This is a genomic window from Streptomyces sp. NPDC006372, assembly GCF_040612515.1.
Classification (GTDB): domain Bacteria; phylum Actinomycetota; class Actinomycetes; order Streptomycetales; family Streptomycetaceae; genus Streptomyces.
Genome location: NZ_JBEXQJ010000001.1, coordinates 74,899 through 93,410 on the forward strand (window position 1 = coordinate 74,899; position 18,512 = coordinate 93,410).

Genomic DNA, 18,512 nt, shown 5'->3' on the forward strand with positions numbered 1-18,512 from the left:
GTTACCGGGCGGCCCGGGTGAAGACCGCGACCGTGCGCCCCGGAACGGCGAACGTGCCCGATTCCGCCGCGTAGGAGGAGGACTTGACGGTAGGGTCCGCCCCCGACGCCTGCACCGGGTGCAGGCGGTAGCCGGTTCCGGCGAGTGCGGGGACGCGCTGTTCCTGCCGCTCGGGTGTGGCGTTGAAGACGACGACGAGGTCACCGAGGAGCATGGTGATCACGCCGGGCGTCTCGTCCGTTCCGGACAGCGGGAAGGAGAGCCGGGACCGCACCCGCTCGGCGGTGCCGAGGGAGAAGTCCTGCTCGGACGCCCGGATCCGCAACAGGTCGCGGTAGGCGGCCGAGGCGCCCTCGATCTGCTCGCAGCCCACCCTGACCTTGCTCAACAGGGGTTTGGCGTAGGGCCACTTGTCGGCGTTGTCGGCCGCCATGGGCAGTCCGCGGCCGAAGCCGTTGCCGTCGGCGCAGTTCCAGTGGACGGCGTTGAACCAGTCTCCGCTGTCGTAGGAGTTGCGGTCCAGGGACTTGGAGCGGAGCAGGTCGGTGCCCGCCTGGGAGAGGGCCGGGCCCTGGGACAGGGTGGCCGTCGCCATGGCCAGGACCTGCATACGGGCGCGGTCGGACGCGCTCGTCGTGGCCGGCAGTTTGAAGGCGAGGGCGTCGAAGAGCGACTCGTTGTCGTGGGCGTCGGCGTAGGCGAGGGCGTCGCCGGGGGCGTCGGCGTATCCGGCGGGTGCGCCGTTGTAGTCGACCTCGGAGCCCGTGACCTCCCTGCCGCTGGTGTCGGTGAACCGGTAGCCGGCGAGGTTGCCGGACAGACCGACCTTGATGAGGTCCTGGTAGTGCAGCAGGCGGGCCTTCTGTTCGGCCGGAGTGCCGCCTGCCTGCGAGGAGTTGGGGTCGGTGTACAGGCCGGAGGCGAAGCCCTGGACGCCGGGGTCCTCGTCGAAGGGGCCGCCGCCGCGCACGGCGTCGCGGGCCCGGTCGGAGAAGGTGGCGATGCCGGTGCCGGCCATGTTCTTCTGCGTGGCCTGGACGAACCGGGCGTCGTCGGCGATCTCGCCGAAGTTCCAGCCCTCGCCGTACAGGATGATCTTCTTGCCGTCGACGCCGTCCTTCTCGGGGGTGAGGGCGTCGAGGGCCTTGCGGACCGCGAGGATGTTGGCCTTCGGGTGGTGGCCCATGAGGTCGAAGCGGAAGCCGTCGACCTTGTACTCCTTCGCCCAGGTGACGATGGAGTCGACGACGAGCTTGCCCATCATGGCGTTCTCGGTGGCGGTGCCCGCGCAGCAGGTGCTGTTCGCCACCGAGCCGTCGGCGAGGAGGCGCTGGTAGTAGCCGGGCACGATCCGGTCCAGGACGGAGGTGCCGGCCTGGCCGCTCGCGGCGGTGTGGTTGTAGACGACGTCCATGACGACCCGCAGACCGTCGTCGTTGAGAGCCTTCACCATCTTGCGGAACTCGACCGTGCGGGCGGTGCCGTCCGGGTCGGTGGCGTAGGAGCCCTCGGGGACCGTGTAGTGGTACGGGTCGTAGCCCCAGTTGTAGGCGTCCTTCGCGGCGGTCTTCCCGATGCACTCCTGCTGCTTGTCGGAGTCGGCCGGGAAGGAGGCCAGGTCGCAGTCGGGCTTCGCCTGGCCGGCCTTCCTCTCGGGGATGGTGGCAATGTCGAAGGCGGGCAGCAGGTGGACGTAGGAGGTGCCCGCCTTCGCCAGCTCGCGCAGGTGCTTGCTGCCGTCGGCGGCCTTGTCGGTGAAGGCGAGGTAGGTGCCGGGGTGCTTGGCGGTCCGGTCCTCCACGGAGAAGTCCCGGATGTGCAGTTCCTGGATCTGCGCGTCCTTCAGCGGTACGGCGGTGGGCTTGGTGTACGCCGACCAGCCGGTGGGCTTGAGGGCGTTGTCGTCCAGGTCGACGACGAGGCTGCGCTCGGAGTCGGTGGTGAGGGCGAGGGAGTAGGGGTCGGTGACCTTGTTGGTGACGACCTTGCGGACGCTGGGGGACCAGACCTTCACGACGTACCGGTAGCGCTTGCCCTTCCAGGACTTGGGGCCGGTGACGGACCAGACGCCGGTGGCGGCGTCGCGCTTCATCGGCGCGGTGGAGTCACCGATCTCCAGGGACACCTGCTGTGCGGTCGGCGCCCACACCGACAGCGTGGGGCGGCCCTTGGAGAACGCGGGCCCCAGATCGGCCTTGGTGGCGCCGGGGTACAGGTCGTCGAGGACTCCGGCGATCTGCACGCCGGTAGCCGCGAGCACAGCCCCGTTCACGGCCCGCTGAGTGGCGACGACCTGACCGCGCAGGGCCTCGCGGACCCGGTCGCGGTCACGTGGGTCGACGGTCCAGGCGTCGTACGCCTTCAGGTGCGGGAACTTCGCCTTCTGGGCGTCGGTCAGCTCCCCCTTCGCCAGGCGCAGCCACTTCGCGTCACCGGTCAGGGCGCCGTCCTGCGCGGCGATCGAACCGTCGCGGGAGTACAGCAGCTGGGTGGAGGCGGCGGCGTCGGAGCCGTTCCAGGCGAGGGTGTTCCGGTCGATCCAGACGGCCTTGGAGGTGGTCAGGTCGAGGGCGGCCGCGCTGCCCGCGGGCTGCGGGAGCAGGTACTTCTCCTGGCCGTTCACCAGCCACACCTCGTGGCCGTTCGCCTTGAGGTCGAGCGACTGGTCGGTGGGCAGATCCTTCTCGTCGCCCTTGTGGAGGATGTAGCTGAGGCTGGTGGCACCGTCGGTGAGCGGTACCTCGAAGACCGCACCATAGGTATCAGTCTTGACCGGCTTCAGGGGATTCGACCACTCGGTGGGGTTCGCGGCGCCCGTCCAGACGTGCAGCCCCCAGCCGTCGTAGTTCCCGTCGGCCCGGTGGTAGTGCAGGACGGCCTTGCCCTTGTCGGGGGCCGGATGGTCGGGGCGCTCGGTGGTGACGGTGTCCCTGCCCTGCTCGATCCAGACCTCACCGGTCTTGGTGACGTCGATCGTGCGGTCGGTGGAGACGTCCTTGGCGCCGTCCTTGTCGATGACGAGGAAGCCGACGCTGGAGGCGCCGGGCTTGAGCTTGACCCAGGCGAAGGCTCCGTAGGCGTCGCGGCCGGTGAAGGGGTGGCTCTTCGGCCACTCGGTGGCCTCGCCCTCGGCTAGGTCGCCCCAGGCGTACAGGCCCCAGTCGGCGTAGTCGCCGTCGGTGCGCTTGTAGTGGACGATCGCGTAGTCGCGGGAGGAGGCGGTGGGCGGCTCCTCGGCGGGCGGGGTGCCGGTGGTGGAGGTGGCGAGGGCGCTCGCGGTGCGGCCGGCCGAGTCGATCACGACGGCCTTGTAGCGCAGGGCCGTGCCGGGCGCCACGTTCGTGCCGATGGTGTGGGTGACCTTGTACGGGGCGTGGTCGGCGGAGCCCAGGGTCTGCCACCTGCCGTTGCCGGTCTGCGCGGCGAAGACGACCCGGTTGAGCTGCCCGCCGTCGACCTCCGCGGTGATCTCCGCGGTGCCGGTGGCGCCGGCGGCCGGGGCCTTCAGGGTGATCGTGGGCGCGGTGGCGGGCTTGGCGAGCCTGCCGGACGCCTTGAGGACGACCGCCGAGCCGGCCGGGACGGTGACGGTGAGCTTCTTGTCGCCGTCGCTCTTCGGGGAGGCGGTGGTGCCGTGGATCCCCATGAAGGTCATGCCGGCAGACCCGGTCGCGAAGGTCGCGGTCTTCTTGTCGTCGGCATTGTTGAAGGCGACGACGTACTCGGTGCCGGACCCGGCGTCCGTGCGGGAGAAGGCGTAGACGCCCGGCCCGTCGGCCGCGTACCGCTGCTGCTGGACGCCGTCGGTGAGGGCCGGATTGGCCTTGCGCAGTGCGGCGAGGGCGCTGATCTGCCGGTAGAGCGGGGCCTTGGTGTCGTAGGCGTCCTCGGCGTGGGTGCGGTCCGTGCCGATGCGGTCGTCGTCGAGGTAGTCGGCGGTGCGCGAGGCGAACATGCTCTGCCGGGCGTCCTTGTCGCCGCCCGGGCCGGTGAAGCCCTGCTCGTCGCCGTAGTAGACGACGGGATTGCCGCGGCTGAGGAACATCAGCTCGTTGGCGAGCTTGTCCTTGGCGAGGAGCTCGGCGTCGGTGGCCTTCGGGTCGTCCTGCTTCAGGAACGACCCGATGCGGCCCATGTCGTGGTTGCCGAGGAACGTGACCTGCTCGTACGCGTTGGCCTTGCCGGTCGTGTACTTGTAGTCGTCGCCGAAGACACCGGCGAGCTTCTGCGCGCTCGCGCCCTGCGAGGCGTACTGCCGGGCGGCCTCCTGGAAGGGGAAGTCGAGCGTGGCGTCGAGCCGGCCCTGGGTGACGTACGGAGAGGTGACGTTCGTGTCGGCCGAGTAGACCTCGCCGAACATGAAGAAGTCGTCCCGGCCGCGCTGGGCGGCGTAGGTGTCGAGGGCGGTGGCCCACTGCGTCCAGAACTCCATGTCGACGTGCTTCACGGTGTCGATCCGGAAGCCGTCGACGTCGAAGTCCCGCACCCAGCGCTGGTAGATCCTCTCCATGCCCCGCACGACCTCGGGCCGCTCGGTCCACAGGTCGTCGAGGCCGCCGAAGTCGCCGTGCGTGGAGCTCTCACCGGCGAAGGTGGAGTCGCCGCGGTTGTGGTACATCGTCGGGTCGTTGAGCCACCACGGGACCTTGTTCTTCTTGGTGACGACCGGTGTACGCGGGAAGGAATCCCGGTCGACGGCAGGGAAGCCGCGCCGCCCGTCCGCGTAGTCGGCGTCGTCGAACGGCACACCGTCCTTCGTCAGATACGGGAACGCACCCTTGGAGAGGTAGTCGTACGACTTCTCCTCGTAGTCGACGACGTCCGCCGTGTGGTTGGTGATGACGTCGAAGAAGACCTTCATGCCCTTGGCGTGGGCCTTGTCGATGAGGGTCTCGAGGTCCTGGTTGGTCCCGAAGTGCGGGTCGACCTGAGTAAAGTCGGTGATCCAGTAACCGTGGTAGCCGGCCGAGGCGTTCGCCCCGGTGCCCTGTACTGGCTGGTTCTTGAAGATCGGAGCCATCCAGATGGCAGTGGTACCCAGGCCCTTGATGTAATCGAGCTTCTTGGTCAGGCCCTTGAGGTCGCCGCCCTGGTAGAAGCCCTTGTCGGTGGGGTCGTAACCGGTGGTCAGGCGGGTACCGGTGAGTCCGCCCTTGTCGTTGCCGGTGTCGCCGTTGGCGAAGCGGTCCGGCAGGACGAAGTAGAACTGCTCGCGCGTGGAGTCGTGCCGGGCGGGCTCGGCGGCGAGCTTGGCGTCGGACGGTGGCGGCGGCGGGGTGTCCGCCCGCGCCGCGAGGGGTTGGACGAGCGCTACGGCCAGCGCGGTGACGGTGACCGCGGCGACCCGTCCAGTACGGGCAGTTCGGCGCCTCGACGGCACCGGCCATCTCGGTATCAAGACGTGGACTCCTTGCGATGTGCGGCTCTTCGGGTCCGACCCCGCGCGACCGTACCGCCGCCGCAACTCTTACAGCAAGGGTCCTGAAAACCTCAGAAAGGAATTTCAGCGGGCCACAGGCGTACCGGTGCGACGCGGCCGTGCTGACGCCCCTCGTGGAAACCGACCGAGGGGCGTCAGCTGACTTGTAACTCAGCAGCTCGACTTGCCGTCGTAGATCGCGAGGGCGGTGTTGGAGCCGAGGGTGGCCGTGAACTGCCCACTGGAGTTCACCGTCAGGGTCCTGTTGTTCTGCACATCGCAGTACGACCCCGCCGGCAGCGACGTCTGGTACGTCCGGGTCAGCGATCCCGACTCGTGGTTGATGGCCACGAAGCCCTTGCCGCCCCGGCCGAAGGCGATCGCGTCGCCGCCGTTGTCCCACCAGTTGGTGACGGCCTGGCCCCGGGTGGCGTTGCGGAAGCCGACCATGGACTTGATCTCGGGCCAGTTGTGCTGGCACTTCCAGCCGTCCTGCCAGCAGGCGTTGACCGCGCCGCCGCCCGGCGGGCCCGCGTCGGTGTCCGAGAACTCGTAACCGGAGTTGATGTCGGGGGCGCCGTAGGGCCAGGCCAGCATGAAGACGTTGGCGAGCGTGTAGGTGGCGTTGTCCTTGTAGCTGAGGGTCGAGCCGTTGCGCTCGGTGTCGTGGTTGTCGACGAAGACACCGGCGACGCCACTGTTCAGGTAGCCCCAGCCCTCGCCGTAGTTCTTCAGGTAGGCGAGGTTCTCGTTGTTGAAGACCCGCTTGAGGTCGTAGGCGTAGCGGAATTCCTGGACGTCGCCGTTGCCGGTGTACTCGGGGGGCTGGACGGCCTCGCCGGAGCCGTGGATGACCTCCTGCTTCCAGTACACCGACGGATTGCTCAGCCGGGACTTGATGTTCGCCAGGTCGGCGGCGTCCATGTGCTTGGCCGCGTCGACGCGGAAGCCGTCCACGCCGAGGGAGAGCAGGTCGTTCATGTACCCGGCGATCGTCCTGCGGACGTAGTCCTCGCCGGTGTCGAGGTCGGCGAGGCCCACCAGTTCGCAGTGCTGGACGTTCCAGCGGTCCTGGTAGTTGCCGATCCGGCTCGTGCAGTCGTCGAAGTCGTAGGAGGAGTACAGCCCCGGGTAGTCGTACTTCGTGTACGCGGAGCCGCCGGTGCCGGTGCCGCTACCCGCCGACATGTGGTTGATGACGGTGTCGGCGACGACCTTCACACCGGCCGCGTGACAGGTGTTCACCATGTTCCGGAAGGCCGTGCGGTCGCCGAGCCGGCCGGCGATCTTGTAGCTGACCGGCTGGTACGACGTCCACCACTGGGAGCCCTGTATGTGCTCGGCGGGTGGGGAGACCTGGACGTAGCCGTATCCGGCGGGACCCAGGGTGCTGGTGCACTCCCGGGCCACGGAGGCGAAGTTCCACTCGAAGAGGACGGCGGTGACGTCCTTGGTGCCAGGTGGGGAGGCCTGTGCACCGGTCGGGTTCATGACAACCGCAGCCGCGGCGAGCGCGACGGCGGCGGAGAGGTGTCTGCGTGCCATGTGGGGTTTCCTTCTTCGTTGAAGGTTCTTGCTGCAAGGTTCAGAAACCTTGCAGTGACGCAGATGGTAAAGGCCCGCCACCCGAAAGGGCAGCGGGCCGTACGGAATTCAAAGGAAAATCAGGCGGTGACCGCCGTCGTCCACCACACCGTGGTGTCCGCCGGCACCTTCGACTCGTCGTCGACCTGGAGGATCTCCCCGCTCGCGACCAGCACCCGGCCGTACGCCGGCATCGTCACCGACTCGCCGGTGGTGTTCGCGACGCACACGAACTCCCCGCGCCGGAAGGCGAGCACGCCCTCGGGTGCCCGCAGCCACTCCACGGACGAACCGGCGCCGAGGTCGGCCTGCTCCCGGCGCACGGCGAGCGCGGCCCGGTACAGCTCCAGGGTCGAGCCGGGCTCACCGGTCTGCGCCTCGACGCTCAGCTCGCCCCACCCGTCCGGCTGCGGCAGCCAGCTGCCGCCGTCACCGAAGCCGTACGACGACCCGGTCCGGGTCCACGGGATCGGCACCCGGCACCCGTCACGGAAGCCGTCCTGGCCCGCGCCCCGGAAGTACGCCGGGTCCTGGCGCACCTCGTCGGGCAGGTCGACGACGTCCGGCAGGCCCAGCTCCTCGCCCTGGTACACGTAGGCCGAGCCGGGCAGCGCGAGCATGACGAGGGTCGCGGCCCTGGCCCTGCGCAGGCCCAGCTCCCGGTCACCGGCCAGACGGATCTGGGTGCCGAGGCCGGGCGGGTTGGCGAAGCGGGTGGCGTGCCGGGTCACGTCGTGGTTGGACAGCACCCAGGTGGCGGGAGCGCCGACCGGGCGCATGGCGTCCAGGGTGCGGTCGATGACCTCGCGCATCTCGGCGGCGTCCCAGTGCGTGCTGAGGTACTGGAAGTTGAAGGCCTGGTGCAGCTCGTCCGGGCGGACGTAGTGGGCGGTGCGCTCGATGGTCGGCGTCCAGGCCTCCGCGACGAAGATCTTCTCCCCCGCGTACTCGTCGAGGATGAGCCGCCACTGCCGGTAGATCTCGTGCACGCCCTCCTGGTCGAAGAACGGCATGACATCGTTGCCCAGCAGCTTCACCTGGTCGCGGGATCCGAGGTCGGGCAGCCCCTCCGCCTTCACCAGACCGTGGGCGACGTCGATACGGAAGCCGTCGACGCCCATGTCCAGCCAGAACCGCAGGATGGACCGGAACTCGTCGCCGACCGCCGGGTGCTCCCAGTTGAAGTCGGGCTGCTCGGGGGCGAAGAGGTGCAGGTACCACTCGCCGGGCGAGCCGTCGGGTTCGGTGACCCGCGTCCAGGCCGGGCCGCCGAAGATCGACTCCCAGTCGTTGGGCGGCAGCTCGCCGTTCTCCCCCTTGCCCGGGCGGAAGTGGTAGCGGTCCCGCAGCGGGGAGCCCGGCCCCTCGGCGACGGCCCGCCTGAACCACTCGTGCTGGTCGGAGGAGTGGTTGGGGACCAGGTCGACGATGATCCGCAGGCCCAGCCCATGGGCGTCGCGGATCAGCGCGTCGGCGTCCAGGAGGTTGCCGAACATGGGGTCGACGGCCCGGTAGTCGGCGACGTCGTAGCCGGCGTCGGCCTGCGGCGAGGCGTAGAAGGGGCTGAGCCACACGGCGTCGACGCCGAGGTCACGCAGGTACGGCAGACGGGTGCGGACACCTTCCAGGTCACCCATGCCGTCACCGTTGCTGTCGGCGAAGCTGCGCGGGTACACCTGGTAGATCACGGCATCCCGCCACCAGTCGCGGTGCTTGACGACGGTGGGGGTCATGGCAGGGGCGGCGGAGTGCTGCTGGCTCATGTCGTCCTTGATGCGTAACAGGATGTCGGTCATGGAAGTGTGGGTGGGGAGATGGGGGCGGCCGCGGCACAGCGGGGTCGGATGAGCACCACGGCCGCCACACCCGCGCCCCCGAAGGGGCGCGGGACCTTATCGATCTGCGGCTCCGCCGCGTGGGCGCGAGCAACCACGACGGCGCCGCGGCTGATCGCTCGACGAAGGTCACCCCTTCGTGCCACCGGCCGTGAGCCCGGTCACCAGGTTCTTCTGCACGAGGTAGAAGAACAGGGCCGCCGGTATCGCGATCAGCACAGCCGTCGCGGCCATCAGGTTCCGCTGCGCGTCATGCTCGCTCACGAACGTCTGCAGACCGACGGCGAACGTGTACTTGTCGTCGCTCAGCATGAACGTCGAGGCGAACGCGACCTCACCGAAGGCCGTGAGGAAGCTGTAGAACGCCGCGACGGCGAGACCCGGCTTGGCGAGCGGCAGGATCAGCCGCGCGAACGTGCCGAAGGGGGTCAGCCCGTCGACCCGGCCGGCCTCGTCGATCTCGAACGGGATGGTGTCGAAGTAACCCTTCATCAGCCAGGCGCAGTACGGCACGATCGTGGTGCAGTTGACAAGGATGAGACCAAGGTAGCTGTCGATGAGCTGCAGATCCGAGAGGATCTGGTACATCGGCACGATCAGTACCGCGATGGGGAACATCTGGGTGACCAGCAGCACCCACATGAGCTTGCGGTAGCCGGGGAACCGCATGCGCGAGACCGCGTATCCGGTGGACGCGGCGACCACGACGCCGATGAGCGTCGTGCCGAGCACCACGATCAGGGTGCTCTTCAGCCAGTCGAAGAAGCTGGTGTCCTGCAGGACGAACGCGTAGTTGTCGAGCGTCATCTTGCTCCAGATGCGCCCGGGGTGGAGGTAGTCGTCCTTGTCCGGGCCGAGGGACAGGAAGACCAGCCAGGCGACCGGGAAGAGGGCGATCAGGCTCGCGCCGATCAGCACGGCGTGCGAGGCGAGGGAGGCCGCGCGGGTGTTCTCGCCGCGGCCGCGGACCTTGCGGGGCGCGGCAGGGCGCCGCTCGGTCCCTGCGGCGGAGGCCTCGACCGCGGTCGTACTCGGCGTACTCGTCGTACTCATTTCGAACTCCTGCCTCAGATCGCGAGCTGCTGCTCGTTGCGGTTCAGCCAGCGGCGGTAGAAGGAGGTGAAGACGATCAGGAGGGACAGGAGCAGGATCCCGTAGGCCGCGGACTGGGCGTAGTCGCGCGGCTGCTGACCGAAGCCCAGGTAGTAGGCCCAGGTCACGAGGATCTGGGCGTCGGGCGCGGTGTTGCCGAACAGCAGGAAGATGATGGCGAACTGGTTGAAGGTCCAGATGACGCCGAGGAGCACGACGGTGGTGCTGACGGACCTGAGGCCGGGCAGGGTGACGTACCGGAACCGCTGCCAGGCATTGGCGCCGTCCATCTCGGACGCCTCGTAGAGGCTCGCGTCGATCGACTGCAGTCCGCCGAGCAGCGAGACCATCATGAACGGCACACCGCACCAGGTGTTGACCATGATCGCGGCGAACCGCTGCCAGAAGGTGTCCTCCAGCCACAGCGGGCTCGGCAGGCCCAGCAGGTCCAGACCGCTGTTGATGACGCCGCCGTCGGCGAGCATGAACCGCCAGCCGAAGACGGTGACGAAGGTGGGGACGGCCCAGGGCAGCACCAGGATCATCCGGTAGAGGGTGCGGCCGCGCAGCTTCTGGTTGAGGAGCAGGGCCAGTCCGAGACCGATGCCGTAGTGCAGGGCGACACAGGCCGCCGTCCAGAAGACGGTCCACAGGAAGTGCGACCAGAGGCGGTCGTACGCCGTCGGGCCCCACAGGATGTCGGCGTAGTTGTCCAGCCCGATGAACTTGTAGGTGGCGTCGATGTGGTTGACGCCGATCGTGCGAGCGGTGTTCAGGCTGTCGGCGTCGGTGAGGGTGAGGTACAGGCCGTACGCCAGCGGGTACAGCACGAGGACCCCGAGGACGATCGCCACCGGGGCGATCATCGCGTAGGCGTACCAGTGCTTGTGGAAGCCGTTCTTCAGCCGCTGGGCCGGCCCGGGTCGCGGTTCCCGCTCACCGCGCCGCTTGCCGGTCGCTCGGTCGATGGCGACTGTCATGGTTCGACACCTTCTGGAGGTTCAAGGAGTTGAGGAGAGCCGCCCGGGCCCGGGCGCGGGCGTGGGCCGGTGGCCGCCGGGTCCCCTCCCCCATGACCGGGGGATCCGGCGGCCACGCGGCGGTCACTTGGAGAAGTCCGGCACCAGCTTGGTGATGGCGGTCTCGGCGTTGCCGAGGCCCTTGTCCAGGGACTCCTTGCCGCTCGCGATCTTGAGCAGCTCGTCGTCGAGCGGGGGCCACAGGGAGCTGTACTCCGGCAGGGCCGGGCGCGGCTGGGCGGCGGACAGCACGCCCTGGTAGCCGGCGATGCCCGGGTCGGCCTTGACCTCGGCGGTGTAGGCGTCCTCGCGGGTGGGAAGCGTGGAGTTCTTCAGCGCGATGGTCTCCTGGGCCTTCGCCGAGGTCATGAACTTCACGAACTTCAGCGAGGCGTCCTGGTGGGCCTTGTCCGAGCCCGCGTACACGGAGAGGTTGTGGCCGCCGGTCGGGGCGCCCGCCTTGCCGGTGGAGCCGGCCGGGACGGTGACGATGCCGAGGTTGCTCTTGTCCTTGAAGGCCGAGCCCTTGTAGAAGTTGGTGATCTCCCAGGGTCCCTGGAGGATCGAGGCGACCTTGCCGCTGACGAACGCCTCCTGGATGTGGGCGTAGGCGTCGGCGGTGGTGTCGGCCTTGTGCAGGCCCTTGCCCTTGAAGAGGCTCTGCCAGGTGCCGTAGGCCTTCTTGGCCTCGGGTGAGGTGACGGTGATCTTCTTGGCGTCGGCGTCGACGGTGTCGGTGCCCTCGCCGTAGAGGAAGGGCTGGGCGTAGTAGGCCTGGGTGGAGCCCCAGTAGCCGTCGGCGCCGGTCTTGTCCTTGATGGTGGCGGCGGCCTTCTTCAGGTCGTCCCAGGTCCCCGGGGCCTCGACGCCGGCCTTCTTGAACAGGGCCTTGTTGTAGACGAGGGCGAGGGTGTCCGTGGTGAAGGGGACACCGTAGGTCTTGCCCTCGTACTTGGCCTGCTCGATCAGGCTGGGCTGGAACTTGTCCTGCTCGGCGAGGGCCTCGGTGCCGTCCAGCGGCGTGAAGAAGCCCTTCTTGGCGAAGGCCGGGGTCCAGCCGACCTCGGAACGCAGCACGTCGGGGGCGCCCTTGGAACCGGCGGCGGTGTCGAACTTGTTCTGCGCCTGGTCGAAGGGGACGTTGACGTAGTTGACCTTGACGTCCTTGTGGGCGGCCTCGAACTCCTTCACCAGGGCCTGGTAGGCCGGCGCCTCGTTGGTGGCGTTGGAGGTGTCCCACCAGGTGATGGTGACCGGGCCGTCGGCCTCGTCGCCGCTGTCGCTTCCGCCGCAGGCCGTCGCCGCCAGGGCGAGGGACGCCACCAGCGCGGTGGCCGCTATGCCACGCCGCATGAGTTCTCCTTGAGGGTGAAAGCCCGTTCGTGCTGCCGACTGCGCCGTTGGCCGCCGGGCGTCGGTGAGATTAGCCGCGCTGCAAGGAGTTGCGAAAGACCTTGCAGCAAAAAGGTGCAAGAGATGCGGATGGTTATCCCGCCGTGACCTCCGCTCGGCTGCCCCGCAGCCCTGCTTTCCGGCTGATCGGCGGCTGATCGTCGGGGAGTCGGACAGTTGTGCAAGACTCTGCAAGCACTTGCCATCCGTGTCCGCCAGGGGGAACATCCGTTGCGGATCGGACGCCGACCACGATTTCGAGGGACCGCGATGACCAAGCCACCCGCAGCGGGCCGTGCGACGGCACGCACCAGGCGTCCCGTCGGTGTGCAAGCAGAACCCCGGCCGCTACAGTCCGGTGCTGTGACCACACGGCTTGCCGACATCGCCGCGCAGGCGGGAGTGAGCGAAGCGACCGTCAGCCGCGTCCTCAACGGCAAGCCGGGCGTCGCCGACACCACCCGCCAGTCCGTGCTGGCCGCCCTCGACGTGCTGGGCTACGAACGCCCGGTGCGGCTGCGGCAGCGCAGCGAGGGCCTCGTGGGGCTGATCACCCCGGAGCTGGAGAACCCGATCTTCCCGGCCCTGGCCCAGGTCATCGGCCAGGCGCTGACCCGGCAGGGGTACACGCCGGTGCTGGCCACCCAGACCCCGGGCGGCTCGACCGAGGACGAGCTCACGGAGATGCTCGTCGACCGCGGGGTCGCCGGCATCATCTACGTCTCCGGACTGCACGCGGACACCACCGCCGACATGCGGCGCTACGACCGGCTGCGCGCGCAGGGCGTGCCGTACGTGCTGGTCGACGGCTTCTCGCCGAAGGTGCAGGCGCCGTTCATCTCCCCCGACGACCGTGCGGCGATGAGCCTGGCGGTCACGCACCTGGTGTCCCTCGGGCACACCCGGATCGGCCTGGCCCTCGGGCCCAAGCGGTTCGTGCCCGTGCAGCGCAAGATCGAGGGGTTCGTGCGCACGATGCAGGACCAGTTGGGCCTGGGCGCCGAGACCGTGGAGACGGAGCTGGTCCAGCACTCCCTCTACACCCTCGAGGGTGGTCAGGCGGCGGCGACGGCGCTGATCGAGCGGGACTGCACGGCCGTGGTGTGCGCCAGCGACATGATGGCGCTGGGCGCGATCCGGGCGGCGCGGCAGCGCGGTCTGGACGTGCCGAAGGACGTGTCCGTGGTCGGCTTCGACGACTCCCCGCTGATCGCCTTCACGGACCCCCCGCTGACCACGATCCGCAAGCCGGTCCCGGCGATGGGGCAGGCGGCCGTGCGCACCCTGCTGGAGGAGATCGGCGGGACGCCCGCGCCGCACAGCGAGTTCGTGTTCATGCCGGAACTGGTGGTGCGCGGCTCGACGGCTTCGGCGCCCGGGGAGCGCGGGCGCTCCTAGGGGGTCCTGTTCCCTCAGTGGTTCCCGAGGTTCATGGCCTGATTTCGCCGTAGAACATGCGGGTCGGACCGGGCCGCGGGATGATCGGTGAGGAAGTCCTTTTCTGGCAGACTCTGTGCCTATGAGCGACACGACCGTGACGACGCCGGAAGGCCGGGAAGCGGCCTTCCAGGGCCCCGTTGCGGCCGAGCCCCGGCAGGGCCCGCTGGGCCCGCTGCGCCGGCTGCGCACCCCCCGTCGTCCCCGGTTCTGGTTCGAGATCCTGCTGATCGCGGTCAGTTACTGGACGTACTCACTCGTCCGCAACGCGGTGCCCGAGCAGAGGGCCGAGGCGCTGCGCAACGCCGACTGGATCTGGCAGGCCGAGCACCTTCTGGGCATCGCGTTCGAGGAGTCGGTGAACCACGCCGTGAACTCGGTGACTTGGCTGATCATCGGCATGAACTACTACTACGCGACGCTCCACTTCGTGGTGACACTGGGTGTCCTGGTGTGGCTGTACCGTCGCCATCCCGGCCGCTACGCGGCGACCCGCCTGGTGCTGTTCGCGACGACCGCCGTCGCCCTGGTCGGTTACTACCTGTATCCGCTGGCGCCCCCGCGGCTGATGAACGGCAGCGACTTCATCGACACGGTCATGGTCCACCAGACCTGGGGCTCGATGGCGTCCGGCGACCTGAAGCAGGTGTCCAACCAGTACGCCGCGATGCCGTCGATGCACATCGGCTGGTCGGTGTGGTGCGGCCTGACGATCTTCGCTCTTTCGAGGGTTCCCTGGGTGCGGGTGCTGGCCCTGCTGTACCCGGCGCTGACGCTGGTGGTGATCGTCGCCACGGCCAACCACTTCTGGCTGGATGCTGTCGGTGGCTTGCTGTGCCTGGCGTTCGGGTTCTCGGTGGCGAGGCTGTGGTACGGCAGGCAGCCGTACGCCCTGCCGCAGGTGGTGCCGGCCCAGCGGCCGGACGCGTCGCGGGGCAAGGACGTGCCGGCGGCCCGGACGACGGCCTGACCCGGGGCTGTCAGCGCTCGGCGGCCCCGTAGAAGAGCTCTTCCACCACGCCCCGGGCCCTGCGTGCCGTCCGCCGGTACGCGTCGAGCATGTCGCCGACGTGACCGGGGCCGTACCCCAGGTAGCGTCCCACCGCGGCCAGTTCGCGCGGCTCCGAGGGGAACGTGTCACCGGCCCGGCCGCGGACCAGCATCACCGCGTTGCGGACCCGGGTCGCGAGAACCCAGGCCTCGTCCAGGATCTCCGCGTCCTCGTCGGTGATCAGCCCGGCCGTACGGGCCGCGGCCAGCGCCTCCCGGGTGCGGGTCGTGCGCAGACCGGGCTCGTCCGCGCCGTGCCGGAGCTGCATCAGCTGCACGGTCCACTCCACGTCGGACAGACCGCCCGGGCCGAGCTTGGCGTGCAGCTTGGGGTCGGCGCCGCGCGGCAGCCGCTCGGACTCCATCCGGGCCTTCAGCCGCCGGATCTCGCGCACGGCCTCGTCGCCGAGCCCGCCCGCCGGATAGCGCAGCGGGTCGACCAGCTCGATGAACCGGCGGCCCAGGTCCTCGTCGCCGGCCACGGGCTCGGCCCGCAGCAGCGCGTGCGACTCCCACGTCAGGGACCACCGGCGGTAGTACGCCTCATACGACGTGAGGGTCCGCACGAGCGGCCCGGACTTGCCCTCCGGGCGCAGGTCGGCGTCGATGAGCAGGGGCGGGTCGGAGCTGGGGATCTGCAGCAGGCGGCGCATCTCGGAGACGACCTTGTTGGCCGCCTGGGACGCCTCCCGCTCGTCGACGCCGTCGCGCGGCTCGTGCACGAACAGCACGTCCGCGTCGGAGCCGTAGCCCAGCTCGTGACCGCCGAACCGGCCCATGCCGATGATCGCGAACCGGGTGGGCAGGCTGTCGCCCCAGCCCTCCCGCACCACGGCCCGCAGGGTGCCGGCGAGCGTCGCGGCCGTCAGGTCCGACACCGCGCCGCCGACCCGGTCCACCAGGGCGCCCTGGTCCGCCTCGGCGGGCTGCTCCTCGGTGCCGTAGGAGCCGACGATGTCGGCGGCGGCCGTACGGAACAGCTCGCGGCGGCGCACTCCGCGGGCGGCCGTGACCGCCTGGGCGGCACCGTCGGCCCGGCGCACGGCGGCGAGTATCTCCTGCTCGAGGTGGGGGCGGGAGCGCGGCTCGAGGCCGCCGCCGTCCCCGTCGCCGAGCAGCGCCACCGCCTCCGGTGCGCGCATCAGCAGGTCGGGCGCGAGCCGGCCGGCGGACAGCACCCGGGCGAGGTTCTGCGCGGCGGCGCCCTCGTCCCTGAGCAGCCGCAGGTACCAGGGGGTCTTGCCGAGCGCGTCGGACACCTTACGGAAGTTGAGCAGGCCCGCGTCCGGGTCGGCCGAGTCGGCGAACCAGCCCAGCAGGACGGGCAGCAGGGTGCGCTGGATGGCGGCCTTGCGGGTGACGCCCGAGGCCAGCGCCTCCAGGTGCCGCAGGGCCGAGGCGGGGTCGGCGTAGCCGAGGGCGACCATCCGTTCCCGGGCCGCCTCGGCGCTCAGCCGGGCCTCGCCGGTCGCGAGCTGCGCGACCGCGTCGAGCAGCGGCCGGTAGAACAGCTTCTCGTGCAGCCGCCGTACGACGGTGGCGTGCCGCTTCCACTCGCGGATCAGCTCGGCGACGGGGTCCTGGCGCAGGCCGAGGGAGCGGCCGATGCGGCGCAGCTCGGCCTCCTCCTCGGGGACGAGATGGGTGCGACGCAGCCGGAACAGCTGGATCCGGTGCTCCATGGTGCGCAGGAAACGGTAGGCCTCGTCGAGCTGCGCGGCGTCGGCCCGGCCCACGTAGCCACCGGCGGCGAGGGCCTCCAGCGCGTCGAGGGTCGTGCCGCTGCGCAGCGAGGTGTCGGTCCGGCCGTGCACCAGCTGGAGCAGCTGCACGGCGAACTCGACGTCCCTGAGGCCGCCGGGGCCCAGCTTCAGCTGGCGGTCGACCTCGGCGACGGGGATGTTCTCCACGACCCGGCGGCGCATCTTCTGCACGTCGGGGACGAAGTTCTCGCGCTCGGCGGCCTTCCACACCAGGGGCTGGACGGCGCTCACGTACTCCTCGCCGAGCTCCAGGTCACCGGCGACCGGACGGGCCTTGAGCAGTGCCTGGAACTCCCAGGTCTTGGCCCAGCGCTGGTAGTAGGCGAGGTGGCTGGAGAGGGTCCGCACCAGCGGGCCGTTCCTGCCCTCGGGCCGCAGGTTGGCGTCCACGGGCCAGATGGAGCCCTCGACCGTGGTCTCCGAGCAGATCCGCATCATGTGCGAGGCGAGCCGGGTGGCGGCGCGCACGGCCTTGGTCTCGTCGGCGCCCTCGACGGCCTCCCCCACGAAGATGACGTCCACGTCGGAGACGTAGTTCAGCTCGTGGCCGCCGCACTTGCCCATCGCGATGACCGCGAGCCGGCACAGCCCGGCGTCCTCCGGCGCGGCGGCCTCGGCGAGGCCGAGGGCGGCGCGCAGGGTGGCGGTGGCCAGATCGGCGAGTTCGGCGGCGGACTCGGCGACGCCGGTGGTGCCGCACACGTCCCGGGCGGCGATGGACAGCAGACAGCGCCGGTAGGCGACGCGCAGGGAGACCGGGTCGTCCGCCTCCGCCAGGCCGGCCTCGAACTCCTCCACCCCGGGGTGCAGGTCGTACGACTCGTACATGACGAGCGCCTGCCAGTCGTCGGGGTGCCGGGTGAGGTGGTCGGCGAGGGCGGTGGAGGCGCCGAGCACACCGAGGAGCCGGTCGCGCAGGGGCTTGGACGAGATCAGCGTGTCGAGCAGCTCCTGGCGGGCGCCGTGGTCGCGCTGTGCCTCCAGCAGCCGGACGAGCCCGAGGAGCGCGAGATCGGGGTCGGCGGTCGCGCCCAGCGCCTCCAGCAGCACCGGGTCGTCGCGCAGGGGCACGAGTTCGGGGCTGTCCAGGAGCCGCTCGGCGGCGGAGGCGTCGATGAAGCCGTGCCGCAGCAGTCGTGTGAAGGTGCTGCTCCTGCGCCCCGGCGCCGCCGTCATCCCGGGCCTCCCTCGGACTTGCCTCGGACTTTCCTCGGATCAAGGTCGTACGGCTTTGAGCCTAACCGCAGAGCCAGGGGGAAGCGTCGGTGAGTTCGGCAGGCGGACGGGCCCCGCCGGCCGTGCGGACGCCGAGGGGCGGAGGAACACTCGGCGGCGAACTTCGCCGCGCGGCCGTCCGATCGGTGGCGCCGCGCCCCGTTTTCGGCTTCGGTGAGGGGGAGCCGTTCAGCCGTTCCACCGGACGAGGTGGCGGCTCGCATGACGCCGGACGAAGGAGTCTCGCCATGGACATCACCCTCGAAGTCATCCCGCTGCCCGTGACCGACATCGACCGCGCCCGGGACTTCTACCGGGACAAGGTCGGCTTCCACGTGGACATCGACCAGGAGGTCATGCCGGGGATGCGGATCGTCCAGCTGACGCCCCCGGGCTCCGGCTGCTCGATCGCGCTCGGCTCGACCATCTGGGAGATGACTCCCGGCCCCACCCCCGCGCCCGGCTCCTACCAGGGTCTGCAACTGTGCGTGGCCGACATCAAGGCGGCCCACGCGGAGCTCGTCGCACGCGGGCTCGACGTCTCGGAACCGGTCCAGTACTCCCCCGACGACGGCGCCACGTTCATGCACTTCCAGGACCCGGACGGCAACGGCTGGGCGGTCCAGGAGTACCGGCGGCGGGCGACGGAGCCGCTGCACCAGGTGCTGGCGGACCTGAAGCGGCAGCAGGCCTAGCGGGCCCCGGG

The 18,512-nt window shown here is 69.9% G+C and carries 10 protein-coding genes; 3 read left to right on the top strand and 7 right to left on the bottom strand.

The features are described from left to right. Position 1 precedes the first annotated feature (1 nt). The 6 genes from pulA to ABZ016_RS00390 all read right to left on the bottom strand — a co-directional run bounded on the left by pulA (position 2) and on the right by ABZ016_RS00390 (position 12,302). Entirely contained in the window at positions 2 to 5,398 is a 5,397-nt protein-coding gene (gene pulA, locus ABZ016_RS00365; protein WP_356914285.1) for a pullulanase-type alpha-1,6-glucosidase, read from the bottom strand. 192 nt (positions 5,399 to 5,590) lie between these two features. Continuing rightward, positions 5,591 to 6,964 (bottom strand): alpha-amylase family protein, encoded by a 1,374-nt coding sequence (locus ABZ016_RS00370; protein ID WP_356914286.1) that lies wholly within the window; start codon positions 6,962 to 6,964, stop codon positions 5,591 to 5,593. Positions 6,965 to 7,083: 119 nt separating this feature from the next. Beyond that, on the bottom strand, positions 7,084 to 8,766 hold the full coding sequence (locus ABZ016_RS00375; protein ID WP_356915024.1) for a glycoside hydrolase family 13 protein: 1,683 nt from the start codon (positions 8,764 to 8,766) through the stop codon (positions 7,084 to 7,086). A 201-nt stretch (positions 8,767 to 8,967) separates the two neighbouring features. Beyond that, complete coding sequence (locus ABZ016_RS00380; RefSeq protein WP_356914287.1) at positions 8,968 to 9,891, bottom strand: carbohydrate ABC transporter permease; 924 nt, start codon at positions 9,889 to 9,891, stop codon at positions 8,968 to 8,970. Positions 9,892 to 9,905: 14 nt separating this feature from the next. After that, a complete protein-coding gene (locus ABZ016_RS00385; protein WP_356914288.1) occupies positions 9,906 to 10,910 on the bottom strand; it encodes a sugar ABC transporter permease in 1,005 nt (334 codons plus the stop codon). 123 nt (positions 10,911 to 11,033) lie between these two features. Next, on the bottom strand, positions 11,034 to 12,302 hold the full coding sequence (locus ABZ016_RS00390) for an extracellular solute-binding protein (protein ID WP_356914289.1): 1,269 nt from the start codon (positions 12,300 to 12,302) through the stop codon (positions 11,034 to 11,036). A 402-nt stretch (positions 12,303 to 12,704) separates the two neighbouring features. On the opposite strand from ABZ016_RS00390, the gene ABZ016_RS00395 reads away from it, so the two are divergent. Together ABZ016_RS00395 and ABZ016_RS00400 are read left to right on the top strand one after the other, a co-directional pair. Continuing rightward, positions 12,705 to 13,739, top strand: coding sequence for a LacI family DNA-binding transcriptional regulator (locus tag ABZ016_RS00395; protein WP_356914290.1), 1,035 nt, complete (start codon positions 12,705 to 12,707; stop codon positions 13,737 to 13,739). A gap of 121 nt (positions 13,740 to 13,860) precedes the next feature. Continuing rightward, complete coding sequence (locus tag ABZ016_RS00400) at positions 13,861 to 14,748, top strand: phosphatase PAP2 family protein (RefSeq protein WP_356914291.1); 888 nt, start codon at positions 13,861 to 13,863, stop codon at positions 14,746 to 14,748. 10 nt (positions 14,749 to 14,758) lie between these two features. Here the strand turns inward: ABZ016_RS00400 and ABZ016_RS00405 are convergent, their stop codons facing one another. Beyond that, complete coding sequence (locus ABZ016_RS00405; protein ID WP_356914292.1) at positions 14,759 to 17,767, bottom strand: bifunctional [glutamine synthetase] adenylyltransferase/[glutamine synthetase]-adenylyl-L-tyrosine phosphorylase; 3,009 nt, start codon at positions 17,765 to 17,767, stop codon at positions 14,759 to 14,761. A gap of 287 nt (positions 17,768 to 18,054) precedes the next feature. Between ABZ016_RS00405 and ABZ016_RS00410 the strand changes: the two genes are divergently transcribed. Continuing rightward, complete coding sequence (locus ABZ016_RS00410) at positions 18,055 to 18,501, top strand: VOC family protein (protein WP_356914293.1); 447 nt, start codon at positions 18,055 to 18,057, stop codon at positions 18,499 to 18,501. Positions 18,502 to 18,512: the final 11 nt, after the last annotated feature.

Coding starts and splice junctions, on each gene's coding strand:
- ABZ016_RS00400 (WP_356914291.1), top strand. CDS start 13,861: ATGAGCGACACGACCGTGACGACGCCGGAAGGCCGGGAAGCGGCCTTC.
- ABZ016_RS00390 (WP_356914289.1), bottom strand. CDS start 12,302: ATGCGGCGTGGCATAGCGGCCACCGCGCTGGTGGCGTCCCTCGCCCTG.
- ABZ016_RS00370 (WP_356914286.1), bottom strand. CDS start 6,964: ATGGCACGCAGACACCTCTCCGCCGCCGTCGCGCTCGCCGCGGCTGCG.
- ABZ016_RS00375 (WP_356915024.1), bottom strand. CDS start 8,766: ATGAGCCAGCAGCACTCCGCCGCCCCTGCCATGACCCCCACCGTCGTC.
- ABZ016_RS00405 (WP_356914292.1), bottom strand. CDS start 17,767: ATGACGGCGGCGCCGGGGCGCAGGAGCAGCACCTTCACACGACTGCTG.
- ABZ016_RS00410 (WP_356914293.1), top strand. CDS start 18,055: ATGGACATCACCCTCGAAGTCATCCCGCTGCCCGTGACCGACATCGAC.
- ABZ016_RS00385 (WP_356914288.1), bottom strand. CDS start 10,910: ATGACAGTCGCCATCGACCGAGCGACCGGCAAGCGGCGCGGTGAGCGG.
- ABZ016_RS00380 (WP_356914287.1), bottom strand. CDS start 9,891: ATGAGTACGACGAGTACGCCGAGTACGACCGCGGTCGAGGCCTCCGCC.